The sequence below is a fragment of the Legionella sp. PC997 genome (genome assembly GCF_014109825.1).
Lineage (GTDB): Bacteria > Pseudomonadota > Gammaproteobacteria > Legionellales > Legionellaceae > Legionella.
Window position 1 is genome coordinate 2892501 of the sequence record NZ_CP059576.1, and the last position, 17284, is coordinate 2909784.

The following is a 17284-nucleotide window of genomic DNA, read 5'->3' on the forward strand; positions in this document are numbered from 1 at the left end:
GAATTAAATCTGTGGCATTAAATTTTGCAAGCCAATGAGAGTTAAATGCTACTCGTGTTTTATGAGGATCTAAAATTTTAAAAACCTGCTCTTGATAGGTCTTAGCATTATTAAGAACCGTTTCTGGGCTAAGCGGCAAACGAGTTACATTCTTCCCAGTTGGATCGCCAATCATCGCCGTGAAATCACCAATTAAAAAAATGACCTCATGACCATATTGTTGAAATTGCCGTAATTTATTAAGTAATACAGTATGTCCCAAATGCAAATCAGGTGCAGTGGGATCAAAGCCTGCTTTTATTTTTAAGGGAGTTCCTTTTTGTAATTTTTTTTCCAATTCATGCTGGGGAAGTACCTCTTCACAGCCCCTTACAAGCTCGGAACAAACTGAATCTTCAACTATCATGACATCAAAACCTTTATAAATGATTGACCTATCTTCTCACACCGAGTATCTTAGCCCGGTTGGCAATTTCCTGCCATACCTAATAGGTGATTTAAGATAATTTGTCACCCGAAATTTAATAAATGCAGACAATAGCATGATTCCGGATGGCAATGTATAGGCAAACAATGGATAAAAAACCTTATATATATATCGAAAAAAGAAAAACGAATAAAAATAAAAAATCTAATCCATCTAAGGTATTAATGGGTTTTGCCTTGATTATTGCCTTTTCGCTACCCTATTTCCTTGTAAAAAAGTTTTCCCATAATCCACACCAGATCCCTACAACTCAGTCTATTGCCTTACCCGATCTTGATGAGGATGAAGAGTATCAAGATGAAACTTATTCAGAAAATGCATTTCAGAATGAAGCAGAACAAATTGTTGAAGAGTCAAAGCCCGATCTTACGGAAGATACCGCTAAAACTGTTGTAGAAAACGCTGTTAAAACGGTTCAGCCCGTTAAAAAGATTACCAAGGACAATGAATGGCAAACCCTCAGGCCTCGATCTGGTGACTCCATGGCCACTATTTTTAAGCGTCTTGGGTTAACTGCCCAAAATCTACAATTAGTTATGCAAAAAAACCCCTATGCTAAAGCTCTAACCGCAATAAAACCCAGTCAAGAATTGAAATTTCTAATTAATAAGAATAAGTTGGAAAAATTAATTATCCCGATGAACACAATACAAACACTTACAGTGTATAGGGATGGAGCCGTTTATAAAACGAAAGTTGATTCCAAAAAAGTAAAAACCCAGGAGCGTTATGTTACAGGTGTAGTCAAAGGTTCCTTATTAGGCACAGCCCAACAGTTAGGGATCCCCAGAAAATTAATTCAGCAAATGACTACAATCTTACGTAAAGAAATAGATTTTTCGCGTTCTGTTCGTAGTGGAGATAAATTTTCTATTGCCTATGAAACGTTATATGTAGAAGAGAAAATGGTGGGTATAGGCGATGTTGTTGCCGTGAGCTATACCAACCAAGGTAAAACCGCTGAGGCTGTACGCCATATTAGTAGAAATGGTACGCGAGACTACTATACTCCTAAAGGAGAAAGCTTTAAAAAAGCATTCTCACGATATCCCATTAAATTTAGCCATATCAGTTCAACTTTTACCACTTCAAGATATCATCCCATATTACACTACAAGAGAGCCCACAAAGGAATCGATCTTGCAGCGCCCATAGGAACTCCTATTCAATCGGTTGGTGATGGGACAATTGTTAATATCGGTAGACATAATGGCTACGGTAATATGATTGAGGTCAAACATGATAAAACATATAGCACGCTTTATGGGCACATGCTTCGATTTGCAAAAGGTCTATCTAAAGGAAGCAGAATAAGACGAGGACAAGTTATTGGCTATGTAGGTCAAACTGGTCTTGCCACCGGGCCTCATTGCCATTATGAACTCCATGTCCATAATCAACCAAGAAACCCAACGACAACCTATTTGCCTACAGCATCCCCTGTTCCTGCGCGGGAAATGGCTCAATTCAAGGCAAAGGTGCGTAATGTGTTTGCTCATATGAAATCAATGGAAAAAACCAAGTATGCCCGCAAAAGCAAAAGTAAAGGCAAGAAAAAAACAAAAATGGGCTAATCTACAGAGCGCATGAATCGGCGTGCGCCAACTCTTCGAGCTTGCCATTTAGCTCTGCATGGGGTGCTGTCAATGAAAAAACTCTTAGGGTTTCTCATCCGAATAAATAGCGACAAACTACTACTGACGCAATAATTCCGGCCAGATCAGCCAGTAAACCAGCGGGGATAGCATGTCGTGTGCGTCGGATTCCTACAGCGCCAAAATATACGGCAATAACATAAAATGTGGTTTCGGTACTTCCCATCATCGTTGCTGCAATTTTGGCAATGAGTGAATCTCCCCCATGTTGGTGAATCAATTCTGCCATCATCCCTGTTGAAGCACTTCCAGAAAAGGGCCGAATTAAAGCCAAGGGTAATACTTCTGGTGGCATGCCAATCATCGCTAAAAGTGGCGCCAGAAGATTGGCCATTAAACTAAAGAAACCTGAGGCCCTGAGCATACCTATAGCAACTATCATTGCGATCAAATAAGGTACTACGCTTAAAATCGTATCAAAACCTTGTTTCGCACCCACAATAAATGCGTCAAATACGTTAATTTTTTTTACTGCTGCAGCATATAAAGGAATTCCAACAACAAAAAATAAAAGCATCCAATTGGACAATTGATTGGCAAACCCACTCATAAGCTATTTTTCCCTTCAACACGAAACATCGGTAATTTTGCCAATTGTTTTACAGAAATAATGGCAACCAAAGTAGAAATGCTCGTTGCGATCAATGAACTGACTATAACGCTGCTTGGATTTGTACTTCCATTTGTCGCCAAATAGGCAATTGCCGTCGCAGGAATTAATTGTACGCTCGAAGTGTTTATTGCTAAGAAAGTACACATGGAATTTGTCGCAATTTTGGTGTGCTGATTCAGTGTTTGTAGTTCTTTCATTGCTTGAAGTCCAAATGGAGTTGCTGCGTTGGCAAGACCCAGCATATTTGCAGCAATATTCATAGTCATCGCCCCCATTGCGGGATGTTCGGTAGGAATATCAGGGAATAATCGTCTTAAAATCGGGCGAAGTATTTTTCCCAATAAGGAAACCAGGCCGGACTCATTTGCTATAGACATAATCCCCAGCCATAACGACATAATTCCTGCTAGACCAAGAGCGATTTCAAAGCCTATTTTTGCCGATTCTGTGACAGCACGTGCGACCTCATCAATACGTCCTTCAATTACGCCAACAACTACAGAAAGTAGTATCATTCCTAGCCAAATTAAATTGAGCATCCTTGCCTCCACACTTTGGAACGGGTTAAAATGTAGTCTTTACTTGGCTTGAGATAGAAATAACGAATGAAGTACACACTTACTCCCTTAAAACATCTGACAGTTATAGCCTGTTTTTTCATTTCTTTTCCAAGTCATGCTTTTGACTCAGATAGTACTCAAAAACAAGCTAACTCCTCAATAGAAGAACTATATCATAGACTGGGCAGCATGCCGAATAGTTCCATGTCTGACAGAATAGATTGGGTCAGTAGCCAATTTTTAGGCGTACCATATGTCCTTGGCTCCTTAGGGGAAGGACCAGAGGCTCGATACGATCAATACCCACAATACCGTGTTGATGCGTTCGATTGTGATACCTACGTTAACACAGTTGTCTCATTAGCGATGGCCAATTCACTTACATCGTTTCAACAATGCATAAAAAATATACGCTATAAGAACGGGACTGTTTCTTATCTACAACGTAACCATTTTACCGGCCTGGATTGGAATCATAATAATCAGCGAAATGGAATTCTCAGAGACATTACACTTACTATAAAAGATCAAAATAACCAACCCGTAGCCAAAGTTGCTAATGCACTCGTTAATAAACCCAATTGGTATGCCTATAAAACTGTTGGAACCATTAGATTAGCAAACGGTGATAAGGGGAACGAAGACGAACGATTAGTTGAATTAAAAAGGAAGGGAGCCCAATTGGAAACTATTTCCGAAGAAGTTCCTTATCTTCCCCTCACTACTTTATTTTTGGAAAAAAATAAACCCAATATGTATTTATTTGCCCAAATTCCTAATGGTGCCATCATCGAAATCGTAAGACCAAATTGGGATATAAGTCAAAAAATCGGTACTGCATTAAATATTTCGCATTTAGGTTTTGCAATTCGAAATAAGGGTCAATTATATTTTCGACAAGCTTCGTCAGAATACGGAAAAGTAGTTGATGTTCCATTGATTGAATATCTTGAAAAAGTAATAGATAGCCCAACCATTAAAGGAATAAATGTCCAAATTGTTGTACCAGCACAACCATTAAAAGACTGTAAGCTGCCTGTTTGAAATCAAACATAATTTGAGTACACTATCCTCACTTTTTTTGTAGTATTTTTCGAGTTATTATAGGGAACTTTTTTATATTAGTGTCATTGCTTATAGTGCCATTCCGCCCTGGCGGGAATAAATCCCACAAATTAATTCCGTACTTTGTTTTATGAGATATTCCCAGCCAGCGCGAAAAATGCCACTGTGTTTAAAAAATGACGACAGTTCAGGTAAACTACAATCAAAACGTAGTCTGGGTGAGCGCAGCCCAGGTTAATTAAATTCCCGGGTTGCATTGCGCTTTACCCAGGTATCCAGACATCAGGGATCCATAAAATGAATTACGGATTAACGCAAAAACCAAATTTCTCGAGTAGTGAATGCCTTGTTCTTGGAGTATTTTCTGATACTGAACTATCTAATCTTGCCCTAAGTAAGGAACATTATGGTTTAGTCAGTAGACTGATTAAAAAAACACCTGAACCGGGTGATATGCTATGGCATCATGATCTGGAAGGTAGTTTATTAATCATTCAATGTGGTGAACAAGCCAAATTTACGCCCTCTCAGCTTAAAAAAAGAGTTACTGAGATTACTGGAGCTTTAATCAAACATCGGGTTCGTTCTGCCACAATATGTTTGCCACAGATACCTCAATATTCAGCAGATTGGCAACTGGAGCAAATGATTATTCAGATCGACAATCAACGCTACCAATTACTCGATTTTAAAAAGAAAAAAGCCAAACCACATCAATTGGAAATAATAACTTTTTATTTGCCAAATGCGAGTGAAGAAGGATTAAAATTAGGTCAATCCATTGCAGCAGGTGTTGAATTAACCCGCCATCTGGCTAATATGCCCGCCAATATATGTACTCCTACCTATTTGGGGGAGCAAGCAATACAATTAGCTAAAGAATTTGCACAAAATATGAACTGCAAAGTGATGGGACCGGATGAAATGCATCAGATGGGTATGGAAACCTTATTAGCAGTAGCACAGGGTTCAGCCCAACCTCCAAGACTCATAGATATCCATTACAAAGGAGCAAATGATACACCTCCAATAATTCTGGTAGGCAAAGGAATAACTTTTGATTCCGGTGGATTATCCATCAAGCCAGCCAATGCAATGGACGAAATGAAATATGATATGTCTGGCGCTGCCAGTGTGCTAGGTACTTTAAAAGCATGCGCTTTGCTAAAGCTACCTGTTCACGTGATTGGTTTAATTGCCAGTGCGGAAAATATGGTGAGTGGCACTTCCGTTAAATCCGGTGATATTGTTACCAGCATGTCGGGACAGACAGTAGAAATCATTAATACCGATGCAGAGGGTCGTTTGGTTTTGGCCGATGCACTGACTTATGCAGAGCGTTATCAGCCGCAATTTGTCATCGATGTGGCAACGCTTACAGGCGGAATTATTGTGGCGCTGGGTACTGTTGCATCAGGTTTTATGACTCAGGATGAAGAGCTAGCAAAATTGATTGAGGATGCTGCTAAGGAAAGTAATGATAGAGTCTGGCGTATGCCTTTAGATGATGAATATCAAGACGCACTGGATAGCCCTCTAGCTGATATGATCAATGCAGGCTTTGATCGTACCGCAAGTAGCATCACCGCTGCTTGTTTTTTGTCTCGGTTTACAGAAAAGTATCGCTGGGCCCATTTAGATATAGCAGGTACAGCATGGATTTTTGGAAAAAATCGTAATGCCACGGGCAGACCAGTTCCTTTACTAACTCAGATAATACGCCATGCCATCAATTCGCATTGATTTTTATTTATTAGCGAGCGACCAAAATGATGCACGTTGGTCGGTTGCTTGTCGACTTTTGGAAAAAGCTTATGCTAAAGGCCATAAGGTTTACGTATTGTGTAACAACAAACATGATGCAGAACTTCTCGATGAACTCCTGTGGACTTTTAAAGACGACAGCTTTATTCCACATAATTTACAAGGCGAAGGCCCTGAGCCCCCGCCTCCAATTCAGATCGGTTATGAACGCGAACCTCGAGGATTCAACGACATCTTGCTGAATCTTGCGGATTATATTCCAGATTTTTACTCCAAATTCAAACGAGTTATGCAAATTGTTGCCAATGTAGAAACGGAGAAAGAATTAAGTCGCGCGCAGTACCGAGAGTATCGCGCTAAAGGATGTGAATTGCATACGCATCAAATTGAATTGAAGTAACGCTATCCTGTCATTCCAACGGCTGGCGCAAGGGTAGCATCCACAAGGTGGTGTCAGTATAATTCTAGTATGAGCATTTAGCCTGAGGTGAAGCGCAGAGACCGGGCGGATGAAGAATTTCATTCAAAAAAGCTGGGTCCGCTGCTGAACCTAGGCCACACATAATTCACTTTAATCCCAAAGTACATCTTTATCTTTTTTTATAGCAGCTTGCAGTAAATTTATTAAAGGAACGGCTCGCTTTGACAAACTTATTTCCGGTTCATTTTCATCATCATCTTCGACAACTTTTTTTTCTTTTGTAAGTCCAGTTTGTAACTTTGCCAAAGCTTCAGGAAGATTTTCCGATTTGATAGCCCCAGGAATAGTACCGCTATGTCCCATTAAAGAAAGCAGACGCTTAGCTACCTCTTCAAAATAAGTTATATCTTCATAAGCATCTGTATGAAATGTTATTAACATCAAAATCTCCTTTTAAACTCAACTTTTACGTTATCCATAAACCTTTAGTAAATATTCTGCAACCGTATGTAAGCCCATTGCTTCCCCACCTTCGGGTTTTCCTGGTCGATTACCTAAATTCCATGCCATAATATCAAAATGCATCCAAGGTATGGATTTCCCTACGAAACGTTGCAGAAATAATCCTGCGACAATCGCCCCTGCATAAGGGTGATCACTAGAGTTCGCTAAATCAGCTACATTTGAGCGAAGCAACTCTTCATAAGGTGCAAATAAAGGCAATCGCCAGATGGGATCAACCACTTTATAAGAGGCCTCTGTTACTTCTGCAGCTAAGTGATCGTCATTCGTAAACAGCGCGGCAATCTCCGTACCGACTGAAACACGAGCAGCTCCTGTTAAAGTCGCAAAATCTATCAGTAAATCCGGTTGTTCTTCGCATGCTTTGACTAAAGCATCTGCTAAAACCAATCGTCCTTCTGCATCTGTATTATGTACTTCCACAGTTAAACCGTTACGCATGGTTAAAACGTCACCAGGCCTAAATGCGTCCGGTCCAATAGAGTTTTCTACAGCAGGTATAAACATTTGGAGGCGTATGGGTAAATTCCGCGTCATAATCCATTGCGCAAGACCTATCACATGGGCAGCACCTCCCATATCTTTTTTCATTAATCGCATCCCCGAAGCGGATTTAATATCCAGACCACCGCTATCGAAACAAACCCCTTTACCTACTAGAGTGATACGAGGATTTTTTTCCTCACCCCAAGTTAATGACAACAAGCGGGGTTCTGATTTAGAGGCACGCCCAACAGCATGAATTGCTGGAAAATTATTCTTAAGTAATTCCTCACCGACCCATTGTGTGAATTGGGCTTTATGTGTTTCAGCTAATTGCTCAACCACCTCAGCTAATTCTTTGGGGCCTAAATCACTTGTGGGTTTGTTAATCAAATCCCTTACTAAAAAATGAGCCTGTGCTAATGCCAAAATTGGATTTAAATCATCTGGATGAACGATTAATCGACGTGGTTGAGTTTCTTGCTTTTTATATGCTTCAAATCGATATTGCGCCAAAGCCCAACTTATTGCTCCTTCTTGGGAACATACCCCTTGTACCTGATAAATATTAGGAGGAACAACTAATGCCGCATTGGCTAAAGCCTGGCTCTGATTCCCATCACCGGTGCCTATAAAGACTTTATCAATCAAACCATCTGCATTCTGGATAAAACAAGAATCACCTATTTTTCCTTTAAATTGGTACAAGGAAAGGCAATTCTGTATCGCCGGAGGAAGTATACAAAGCTCCTCTTCCCATTGACTTTGTGAAATCAAATAAAGTGGAATAGCTCTTTCACATTGAGTCTCATAAAATAAGTTTGTTTGCATGTTTTATTCCTTCACTTGACCACGAAAATGGGCAGGTCTAAGCCCTGTTAATCCCAGAACGAACAAATAAATGATTACTGCAGTTACAACATGGGCAGACAGCACGCTTAAACGCATTACAGGCGAAAAACTAAGCCAGTAACTCACTGTACCACTCATTAAAATTAAATAAATGCCAATTGCTATATTAGCAATAAGTAATTGCATACTGTATTTTAACCATCCAGGAGAAGGTTTGAAAACCTCTCGTTTAATCAATAAATATAATAAAGTACCGCAATTAACATAACCTGCCAATGCGGAAGCTAAAGTCAGACCAGCATGGGCAAAATGCCAAATAAAAATAGAGCATAATACGGTATTTACGATCATAGATATCGCACCTACCTTAACTGGAGTGCTAATGTCTTGTCGGGCATAAAACCCAGAGGCCAATACTTTGACCATCATAAAAGCAGGTACACCGGCTCCCAGGGTAATTAAGCTTTTTTGAGTTTGAATTACGTCATAAGCAGTAAATTTTCCATAGGCAAAGCAACTCGCAATTAATGGCATAGAGAATAAGCACAAACCTAACCCTGCTGGAATTCCTATAAGCAAAATGGAACGCAATCCCCAATCTAAGGCACTTGAATATTGGCTAATACTTTGTTCTGCATGCCTCCGAGATAGATGAGGAAGAATCACAGTTGCAATCGCCACACCAAAGACTCCCAATGGAAAATCGGTAAGGCGGTCGGTGTAATATAACCAGGACACACTTCCAACTTTTAAAAAGGATGCAAAAATACTATCAACCATTAAATTAAGTTGAGCAATAGAAACACCAAACAAAGCAGGAATCATCAACTTAAGCACTTTATTCACTCCAGCATCATTTCTGACTAACTGAGGTTTTACTAATAAACTGCGTTGATGCAAAAATGGAATTTGAAAAAGCAATTGCGCAATGCCAGCAATAAGAACGCCCCAAGCCAAACCTATTACAGGTGTGGGCAAATGAGGGCATAAATAGATCGCTGCAAGAATCATACTGATATTCAGTAATACCGGGGTAAATGCAGGGATTGCAAAATAGCCATAAGTATTTAATACCGCACCAGCCATTGCTGTTAGCGAAACGAGCATTAAGAAGGGAAAAGTTATACGCAACATTTCCGTAGCCAATACTGCACGGTCACTGTCATGACTAAAACCAGGAGCAAATAAAAAAATAATCACGGGTGCAGCAAATATCCCGATTAAAGTGACAACACTAAGAATTGTGCCCAAATATCCTGAAATACGCGCTATAAAAATCCGCACATCGGTGGGAGATTGAGTTTTTTGATACTCAGCAAGGACAGGAACAAACGCTTGAGCAAATGCTCCTTCTGCAAAAAGACGACGCATAAAGTTAGGAATGCGGAATGCGACAAAAAAAGCATCCATCCCAGCTTGAGCACCAAAAAAATTGGCGAGCACCATATCACGTACAAAACCTACAATACGTGAAATAAAGGTCATTACTGAAACCAATGTTGTTGAACGTAATAAGCTCTGTCTTTTAGGGACCATAATCTCTGTTTCTGTTGCGGACATAATTTTTATACTGGGCAAATGCCTTATAATATCCTAAATAAATCAACTGTCATAATTCTAAATGGTAAGTTTCGGTCATTAAACTGAATTTCCAGAGATGATTGGAACTTGCTATCGCCGCATTAATTTGAGCATAATTGACACATACCGTCATAGAGTGAATCAATTTATACTTTAGAAACAAAGAAGTCTATTGACAAATTCTAACTCATTGTGCATGATCATCATCTTTTTGTACCATCTGAACGAGTGGAGATTTTTAAGTGGCAAATATTAAATCAGCGATCAAACGTGCTCGCCAAAACGTAAAACTACGTCAACACAACGCCAGTGCACGTTCTATGTTCCGCACTTACATCAAAAATGTAATTAAAGCTGTTGAATCAGGTGATAAAGAAGCCGCGAATGCAGCATTCACCAAAGCGCAACCTATTATTGATAAAGCGGCTTGTAAAGGTTTAATTCATAAAAATAAAGCTGCTCGTATTAAAAGTCGTCTAGTAGCTCGTGTTAAGGCAATGGCTGCTTAATCGATAATCCGAATCTATCGAACTGGTAATTCCGGTTCGATTTCTTTTTCTCCTTAAATAATAGTGTAATCCTAATAGCATCTCTTTTTATCTTGTTCTATGATTTTATAGCAGACATATTTACAACACTGAATTACCCGGGTTATAGCATGCGCCTCACCCAGGCTCGGATCATGCTAATTAATAACAGATAATGTCACCATTTCAGGGGTTTCTTCATTCTGCAAATAAGATCTTCCAATTATCTTGCATAAACTGATTTTATCTTCGGTCGATAAATAAGCAGCTAAGGCTTCCAGCACATTATAATCTTCTGCATCTTCTATTGTAGACGTCTCAGAAGGATATTCATCATAGATCGACCAATCATCTACTACAGCCATATAAAGAGAATTAAAAAGCAATTTGGCCCTCTGAATTTTATCTTGTAATTTTTTTTCTTCACAACTTCTCGGTAGAGAAAAGAAACTAAGAATTGAGCCTTGCCAACCTGTTGCTTTATTTTCATTCTTGAGCTGAACAGTAGCAAATGCCTTATAACAGGAAATAATACGCTGGATTAAACTCTCTTGATATTCTTTGTACTTTTCAGGTAAAGATGCATTTCTTATTAACCACTCCAAACGCTGCAACCGACTGACAATGTTTTTCACTTCATCACGATATGTTTCATCTATTTTAAATAGATTTTCAGTATCCTCTGATAACTTATCAAAACATTGTGGGGGTACACTCCAATATAATTTAACTTCTTTATCTTGTTTCTTATCTCGATAAAAAACTTCTTTACCTGATGCTTTTTTATGAGTGTGTAAGGGGCCTTCGCTATGCAAAAGAATAGGTTCTAAACCGGGGATCAATCGTGGCAAAGAGGAGTTTTTAAATGGAGCAAGTTGTTCCTCAGATAATATTCCTTCCAAAAGCGAAACTGCCCTCGTTTTGCAGGTATTGGAATTTTTCAGACTGGGTCCTGCTAAATCAAAGGATAAACGGAAATCAAAAGGCTTGAGCCTAGAAGGACGTCCTTCAATTCTTGCTTTTATCTGTTCGATTTCAAAAATTTGTCTCGAATAGGCCTCTTCTTGATAAACTCTTCCTTTTTTTGAAGGATCTGTTTTAAAATTTTGGCCATCCCCTATTACTTCTTTAATAGCCGCCTCCTGCTCTGCTACAGCCTTTGCACATCTTTTTTGTAACAGTTCAAAATTATCCTGATCCAGCTCAAAAGTATATCCGTGTAATCCATGCCCAAGATCCATGAAACGTACTTCCTCGTTGATTAACATCCCATGATTTCCTTGAAAATCAACATCTAAATGGTATTTGTTTTTGAATTGCTCGAACCAACTACTTTTATCTCCAGTACTGCTAACTCCATAAAAGCCCCAAGCCTCAACAACCTCGAGCAATTGTTTGTTTTCATCCAGCATCGATAGAAAAAAAGAGCCATGCCAAAAAGGATTCCCGCCTACAGTATGATCAAATACGCAAAAAGTTATCGTATATTTCATGGTGACACTCCTGTCAATTGTTAGACTTTCTATTAAAAGCTAGATAAATCAAAAGCTATTTTGAGTAAAATTTATAAAATTTGCAAGATTTTATCCCAAGGAAAGTAGAGTAAATTAAAAGGGATTTTCTATTGAGAATAACGAGACAGTGTGTTCATAGACGATAAATAAAACTTCCCGGGTCATGGTAACGGCCCGGGAATTTAAGAATAGATTAACCATAAATACTGACTAATTTTGCCTGGTTCAACCGCTCAATTGCTCGTTTTGCCGGTACAAAATTAGGATATTGAGTCACTAAACGTTGTAAAATCATTCGGGATAAAATCTCATCCCCCTGATTCCATTCATTTAATGCTTGCAGATACATAAAATCTGCATTTTGCTCCATAATTAAAGGAGCTTTATTCATTACCACAGGTTCAATAAAGCTTACACGAGCCTGATTTTGAGCTTCCATTCTTTGTAAAACTTTACGTGCCTGTACGCTGCCATTATCACTGGCTTGTTGTAATAATTCCTTGCCCTTAGCCAGAGAGCGCTCACCAGCAGTACCTTCCAAATAATAAGTACCCAATTGATATTGCGCATAAGCGTTTTGACGTGCAGCCAGTTTTTCATAAAAACTTGCAGCCATTTTGGGGTTTTTCTCAACACCCACCCCGTAATGATACATCCTTGCTAAAGCCAACATTGCCTTCTCATTCCCTTTATCTGCAGATTGTTGGTAATAGTTAATCGCATCATTAAAATCAAGCTTGGTAATAACTCCTGTTTCCGATAATAAGCCCAACTGGTAAAGAGCATTGTCATTTCCTAAAGCCGCTGCTTTTTTATACCAGGCTAAAGCTTGTTGTGTATCACGAGACTGCCCGAGGCCATTGAAATAAATTGCTCCTAATTGATTCATTGCTTCATGAACTTGATGAGTTGAGGCTTCAACAAACAAATCCCTAGCTTTTTGATAGTTGACTGGCGTTCCTTTACCGTATAAGTACATTAACGCCAAATCATATATCCCTAAAGCATCTCCTTTCGCAGCCGCTTGCTGATAAGCTTTTATAGCCTGGGAATAATTATCATTGACTGTTTCATCAATAAAACCTAACGCAACGGAAGCTTCAGGTAAGACTGAAGCAGCTTTCTCATACCACTGCTTCGCCAAATTATAATCTGGCTCACCATTTTCACCCAGCTGATAAAACTGCCCTAACTGATACTGAGCAAGAGAATTTCCTTGTTCTGCAGATGCAGTATACCAGCGTTGTGCCTCTGCTAGATTAGGTTCAGAGCCCAAACCTTTTTCGAGCATAAAAGCCAATTTCAATTGGGCATACTGGTCTCCTTTTTCAGCTAAACCGCTATAAATTTGTTTTGCTTCTTCCATTTTCTCAGGATCAGAATTTTCAGCCAAATAGAAATCTGCCAAAACGATTCCAGCATGACTATTTCCTAACTTATAAGATCGTATTAGATTAGGTAAGAACTCTTGTCCATTTTCTTTTTGCAACACAGCCATATTAAAATCTGCATAAGAGAATTTGTCATCAACGGATTTTTGTAATTGTTCCATTCCCTTGGTCTTGTCTTGAGCAATACCCTTCCCTTCAGCTGTATATGTCCCTAAGATAAAATCGCTTACTGAGTTTTGCCCGGCTTGCTGATACCAGGCAATCGCTTGTCCCGGATCCGCTTTTACCCCGACGCCTCGATCATAGAGTAATCCTAGCAATAATGCGGCGTTTTCATCACCAGAGGCTGCCTGATCCTTCGCAATCAGAAAAGCTTCGGCTTGTCTTGCTTTATCCTTATCCATGGCATTATAAAATGCTAGGGGTAATAATGCTTGAGAAATACCTCTATCTGCTGCTCCTTGATATAATTGGCGAATCATTGCTATTTTGTGCGCCCTAACGTTGACACTTAAACCGTTATCCTTTTGACGCGCCAAACTATCAGCGAGTTCATATTCTGCAGGGCCATAATTATTGGCCGCAGCTAGATATAACATAGAGGTTGCTTGTTCTGGATTAGGTTGGATGTATACGGTACCATCCGAACCCGTTATCCCCTGAGATAGGATTCTTGCCAAAACATACTGAGACTTTTTATTTCCTTTAAATGCTGCATCCGTTAAATCATTTAATGCGAGCTGATAATCATTTTTATCCTTTGCGTGTTGCAAATATAAAAGTCCCAAGTTGTATTCAGCGCCTAAGTGTTGCTGTTGTGCCGCGTTTTGATAAAAAATAATGGCGGAAGAATCACTTTGTGCTACACCTATGCCATATTGGAACATTTGTCCTATTTGAAACTGCGATTGAGCATCACCTAATATAGCTCTGAAATATAAATGATTAAACATACACATATAGTTAAGTTGAGCTTGCCAACCCTGAGTCCACAAATCCATGAGGTTTGCCTGGGAGTGATCATCATAATCATAATAATTAGCATCTAGATAAGGCACGGGTAAATTCAACTGGGCAAATATGGGTGAATTCGCCCGTTCTAATGCAGAAAGTTGTGGGTCTAAAGGATAAATAGGATAGGTCCATTGATTTGCCTGGAAGGTTGGGATTTTACTCAAGAGTGCATCGTAATAACTGGTGATTGGAACATCATTAGGTTGAACTAATTCAAATTGGGGCTGAAAAATAGACTGACGCAATATTTTTTTCAGTTGAGGTGCTTGATTATAAGCAAAATCGCCTAAAACTGCAGGATTGTTCCAAGCACTGAGTATTCCTTTCATTTGAAAATCAGTTTGTTCCAATTTATCGGTTGTACCGTTGCTTAACCACAAGGCGGCTTGCGCTAAAGCGGCCTCCTGATTTTTTGAACTTTCATCTTGATTCGCCTGAGCCAACCATTGTTTTGCCAAATTTTGATCCGCCTCAACGCCTATTCCTTTTTGATACATTTCGCCTAATTCACGTTTCGCTTGTGGCAACCCATCTTGAGCTGCTTTCAAAGTCCACATAAATGCAGTTTTCGGATCATAAATTGGACTTTTTTGCTGTAAATAAAGATGGGCCAAGTCCAAGTATGCTTCATCACTTGATTGATTACCGGCTTTATTAAACCACTGTAACGCTTGTTCTTTTTGATTTTGATCTAAAGCTAATTTCCCTAAAGCGACCATTGCAGGTGCAAAACCTTGAGCTGCAGCTTGATTTAATAGTTCTTCGCCTTTCTTTTCATCTTTATCGACTAGCTGTCCTTCAAGATAAAGCTCGCCCAATCGAGTTATGGCTTGAGGATTGCCATTAGCAACTGCCTTATTTAACCAAATAAGACCTAATTTACGATTTGAGGAATTACGACTATCAATAAAATTCTTTGCTAAGGTAAATTGTGCCAGGGAATTACCACTTTTTGCCGCATTAATATAATATCGAGTTGCTGTATCGACATTTTTCTTAACTCCAACTCCATACATGTAAGCGGCTGCCGTAAACATTTGGGCATCTACATCCCCTGCATCGGCTGCTTTTTTAAACCAAGTAAAAGCTTGCTGGGGATCTTTTTCATGCAATAAGGTATATTTCGCCATCAGTTGGATTGCGGGGAGATATCCCTTTTGTGCGGATTGGGTAAAATAGCGTATTGCTAACAAACTATTTTTTAACTGCCCATATCCATAGAGATAAATCCGTCCTAAGTAGTAATCAGCGACCGCATTTTTCCCTGATTGACTCATTAAAGGCTCTATCGCAGTATTATAATTCCCTAATCGATAAGCACTGAAATCATCAGCAAAAGTATTTTGGCTAGCTGATGCAACGAATAAACATACCCAAGGTACTAGCGATTTCATGAAAATTCTCCCTCTTTGCATGGCAATTTAACCTGATTTTTATCATTATTTTCAGATTTATACCCCAGGTATTATGCCATAATGCACGACTTCATTAACGGCCCCATTTCTCGTTGTGCCATCGACTATCCAAAAATTACCTTTATTATTCAAACCAAATTTAACATTAACGTATTCACAAACTTTAATCGTATCGGCGCAATCAATAATTTTGCCATAGGAAGTTTTACCATCCCCTGCAGTACAAATAAATTTGACTAAGGGTTCTCCTGTAGCTAATGCCGCCCATTGCCGACCACCTATTGAATGATTATATCGAGTTGTATACTGACTATTTTCATCACGCATTTGGTATAAACTGACCGTTTGTGGTGATTTATTAAAGAAAAAATACAAAGATTGTAAAGCCCCTTCTTTCCCGGGATATAGAGATAACACTTTTAAACTTTCTTTATATCCTACTGGTTTACATCCTATGGGAAATCGTGCCTCCTCTTTTTCCGCTTTGGCCTGCGCCTCTTGAGGATCATTTTTTTTGGGTTTGGCTGCTGCTTCAAGTTGTGCAGATAGGAGTCCTAAAGAAAGCATCAATGAAATTGAAGTGATTTTATTTATTGTATTCATCATATTTCTCACTCACTGTCATTTATTGGGCGTACAATAACTGTTGTACCCATAAAATTGTTTCGTTCACTTGATAATTCTACAAAGCTTTGATTTAACCATTTAGCATCTTGGGTGAACATTCGCACACATCCATGGCTCGCTCTTACTCCTGGAATATCTTCGGAGCCATGTAATGCGAAACCTTTATGGAAAAACATACAGAAAGGCATCTTTGCGCCACCTTTCCCTATAGGGAAAACATCGGAGACGCATTTTTCATTTTCTTTACTGAAAACCCGATAAATCCCAGTTAAAGTGCGGCAAGAACGATTGGCATCAGGACATCGGTCTCTTCCTGATGAAATCGGACCCCATTTCATCAGATTACCTTCAGCGTCATAAGCACCAAAGGCCAATTTATCCTGATCAACAATAATTTGCTTTTGATGTTCATTCTGGATTTTTAATGGGAATGGTGCTACATCAAAAACAGTGAGATAAGCTAAATTTTTTGGTACAGCGATAATTTTGCCAGCCCATAAAGGGTTATAGGTACGATTGACCCTTTGAACAATATCACGTTGATTTGGATCTGGGAATAAAGTTTCCCAGCTTTGACCCGATTCCACCTTAACACAATCGTATTGTGGGTATCCACATAATCCCGTGCCATAAAAGTTACCCGCATCCGCTATGGCAACCACGAGCATCATCACTGCAGCTGAAAGTAATTTATACATATGCCCCCCTCTCACCTTACTTTTTATTTTTACATGCAAGATTTGTGCTTAAATATCAATTTATTATAATTATTATTCGAGCATATCTAAAATAA

15 protein-coding genes (1 of these 15 running past the window's edge) are annotated in these 17284 nt (G+C 39.2%); 5 read left to right on the forward strand and 10 right to left on the reverse strand.

From position 1 onward, the window contains the following. A protein-coding gene (tyrS, locus tag HBNCFIEN_RS12520; RefSeq protein ID WP_182391409.1) for a tyrosine--tRNA ligase crosses the window boundary here: on the reverse strand, positions 1–406 show its beginning. 791 nt of this gene lie to the left of the window's left edge; only the first 406 of its 1197 coding nucleotides appear in the window; its start codon is at positions 404–406; the stop codon falls past the left edge of the window. Between the two features lie 167 nt (positions 407–573). On the opposite strand from tyrS, the gene HBNCFIEN_RS12525 reads away from it, so the two are divergent. After that, positions 574–2061 (forward strand): peptidoglycan DD-metalloendopeptidase family protein, encoded by a 1488-nt coding sequence (locus HBNCFIEN_RS12525; protein ID WP_182391410.1) that lies wholly within the window; start codon positions 574–576, stop codon positions 2059–2061. 94 nt (positions 2062–2155) lie between these two features. On the opposite strand, the gene HBNCFIEN_RS12530 is transcribed toward HBNCFIEN_RS12525, so the two are convergent. Both HBNCFIEN_RS12530 and HBNCFIEN_RS12535 read right to left on the reverse strand, forming a co-directional pair. After that, positions 2156–2692: a spore maturation protein gene (locus HBNCFIEN_RS12530; RefSeq protein ID WP_182391411.1), complete on the reverse strand. Its 537-nt coding sequence runs from the start codon at positions 2690–2692 to the stop codon at positions 2156–2158. Next, positions 2689–3294 carry a nucleoside recognition domain-containing protein gene (locus HBNCFIEN_RS12535; protein WP_182391412.1) on the reverse strand — a complete coding sequence of 202 codons (606 nt, stop codon included), beginning with the start codon at positions 3292–3294 and terminating at the stop codon, positions 2689–2691. Before HBNCFIEN_RS12535 ends, HBNCFIEN_RS12530 begins: the two co-directional genes overlap by 4 nt. A 66-nt stretch (positions 3295–3360) precedes the next feature. Between HBNCFIEN_RS12535 and HBNCFIEN_RS12540 the strand changes: the two genes are divergently transcribed. The 3 genes from HBNCFIEN_RS12540 (at position 3361) to HBNCFIEN_RS12550 (ending at position 6544) form a co-directional block, all read left to right on the forward strand. Further along, on the forward strand, positions 3361–4359 hold the full coding sequence (locus HBNCFIEN_RS12540; protein ID WP_182391413.1) for an N-acetylmuramoyl-L-alanine amidase-like domain-containing protein: 999 nt from the start codon (positions 3361–3363) through the stop codon (positions 4357–4359). A 318-nt stretch (positions 4360–4677) separates the two neighbouring features. Continuing rightward, positions 4678–6123 carry a leucyl aminopeptidase gene (locus tag HBNCFIEN_RS12545; RefSeq protein ID WP_182391414.1) on the forward strand — a complete coding sequence of 482 codons (1446 nt, stop codon included), beginning with the start codon at positions 4678–4680 and terminating at the stop codon, positions 6121–6123. Then, a complete protein-coding gene (locus tag HBNCFIEN_RS12550; protein ID WP_182391415.1) occupies positions 6104–6544 on the forward strand; it encodes a DNA polymerase III subunit chi in 441 nt (146 codons plus the stop codon). The genes HBNCFIEN_RS12545 and HBNCFIEN_RS12550 overlap by 20 nt, the downstream gene beginning before the upstream one ends. Positions 6545–6715: 171 nt before the next feature. Here HBNCFIEN_RS12550 and HBNCFIEN_RS12555 read toward each other — a convergent pair whose 3' ends face one another. From HBNCFIEN_RS12555 to murJ, 3 genes are read right to left on the reverse strand one after another with little or no spacing between them, the layout of a single operon-like run. Then, complete coding sequence (locus HBNCFIEN_RS12555) at positions 6716–7006, reverse strand: DUF1840 domain-containing protein (protein WP_182391416.1); 291 nt, start codon at positions 7004–7006, stop codon at positions 6716–6718. Positions 7007–7036: 30 nt separating this feature from the next. Beyond that, positions 7037–8401, reverse strand: a complete 1365-nt coding sequence (locus tag HBNCFIEN_RS12560; RefSeq protein WP_182391417.1) for a M17 family metallopeptidase — start codon at positions 8399–8401, stop codon at positions 7037–7039. 3 nt (positions 8402–8404) lie between these two features. Continuing rightward, a complete protein-coding gene (gene murJ / locus HBNCFIEN_RS12565) occupies positions 8405–9982 on the reverse strand; it encodes a murein biosynthesis integral membrane protein MurJ (RefSeq protein ID WP_182391418.1) in 1578 nt (525 codons plus the stop codon). A 263-nt stretch (positions 9983–10245) separates the two neighbouring features. On the opposite strand from murJ, the gene rpsT reads away from it, so the two are divergent. Further along, the gene (gene rpsT, locus HBNCFIEN_RS12570; RefSeq protein ID WP_182391419.1) at positions 10246–10512 is read left to right on the forward strand and encodes a 30S ribosomal protein S20; all 267 of its coding nucleotides are present in this window, start codon (positions 10246–10248) and stop codon (positions 10510–10512) included. Between the two features lie 176 nt (positions 10513–10688). On the opposite strand, the gene HBNCFIEN_RS12575 is transcribed toward rpsT, so the two are convergent. The 4 genes from HBNCFIEN_RS12575 to HBNCFIEN_RS12590 form a co-directional block, all read right to left on the reverse strand. Next, entirely contained in the window at positions 10689–12023 is a 1335-nt protein-coding gene (locus HBNCFIEN_RS12575) for a hypothetical protein (RefSeq protein WP_182391420.1), read from the reverse strand. 214 nt (positions 12024–12237) lie between these two features. Beyond that, positions 12238–15843 carry an SEL1-like repeat protein gene (locus HBNCFIEN_RS12580; RefSeq protein ID WP_182391421.1) on the reverse strand — a complete coding sequence of 1202 codons (3606 nt, stop codon included), beginning with the start codon at positions 15841–15843 and terminating at the stop codon, positions 12238–12240. A gap of 57 nt (positions 15844–15900) precedes the next feature. Continuing rightward, entirely contained in the window at positions 15901–16467 is a 567-nt protein-coding gene (locus tag HBNCFIEN_RS12585; protein WP_182393697.1) for an endopeptidase IV, read from the reverse strand. 8 nt (positions 16468–16475) lie between these two features. Then, complete coding sequence (locus HBNCFIEN_RS12590) at positions 16476–17189, reverse strand: L,D-transpeptidase (RefSeq protein WP_182391422.1); 714 nt, start codon at positions 17187–17189, stop codon at positions 16476–16478. Positions 17190–17284: the final 95 nt, after the last annotated feature.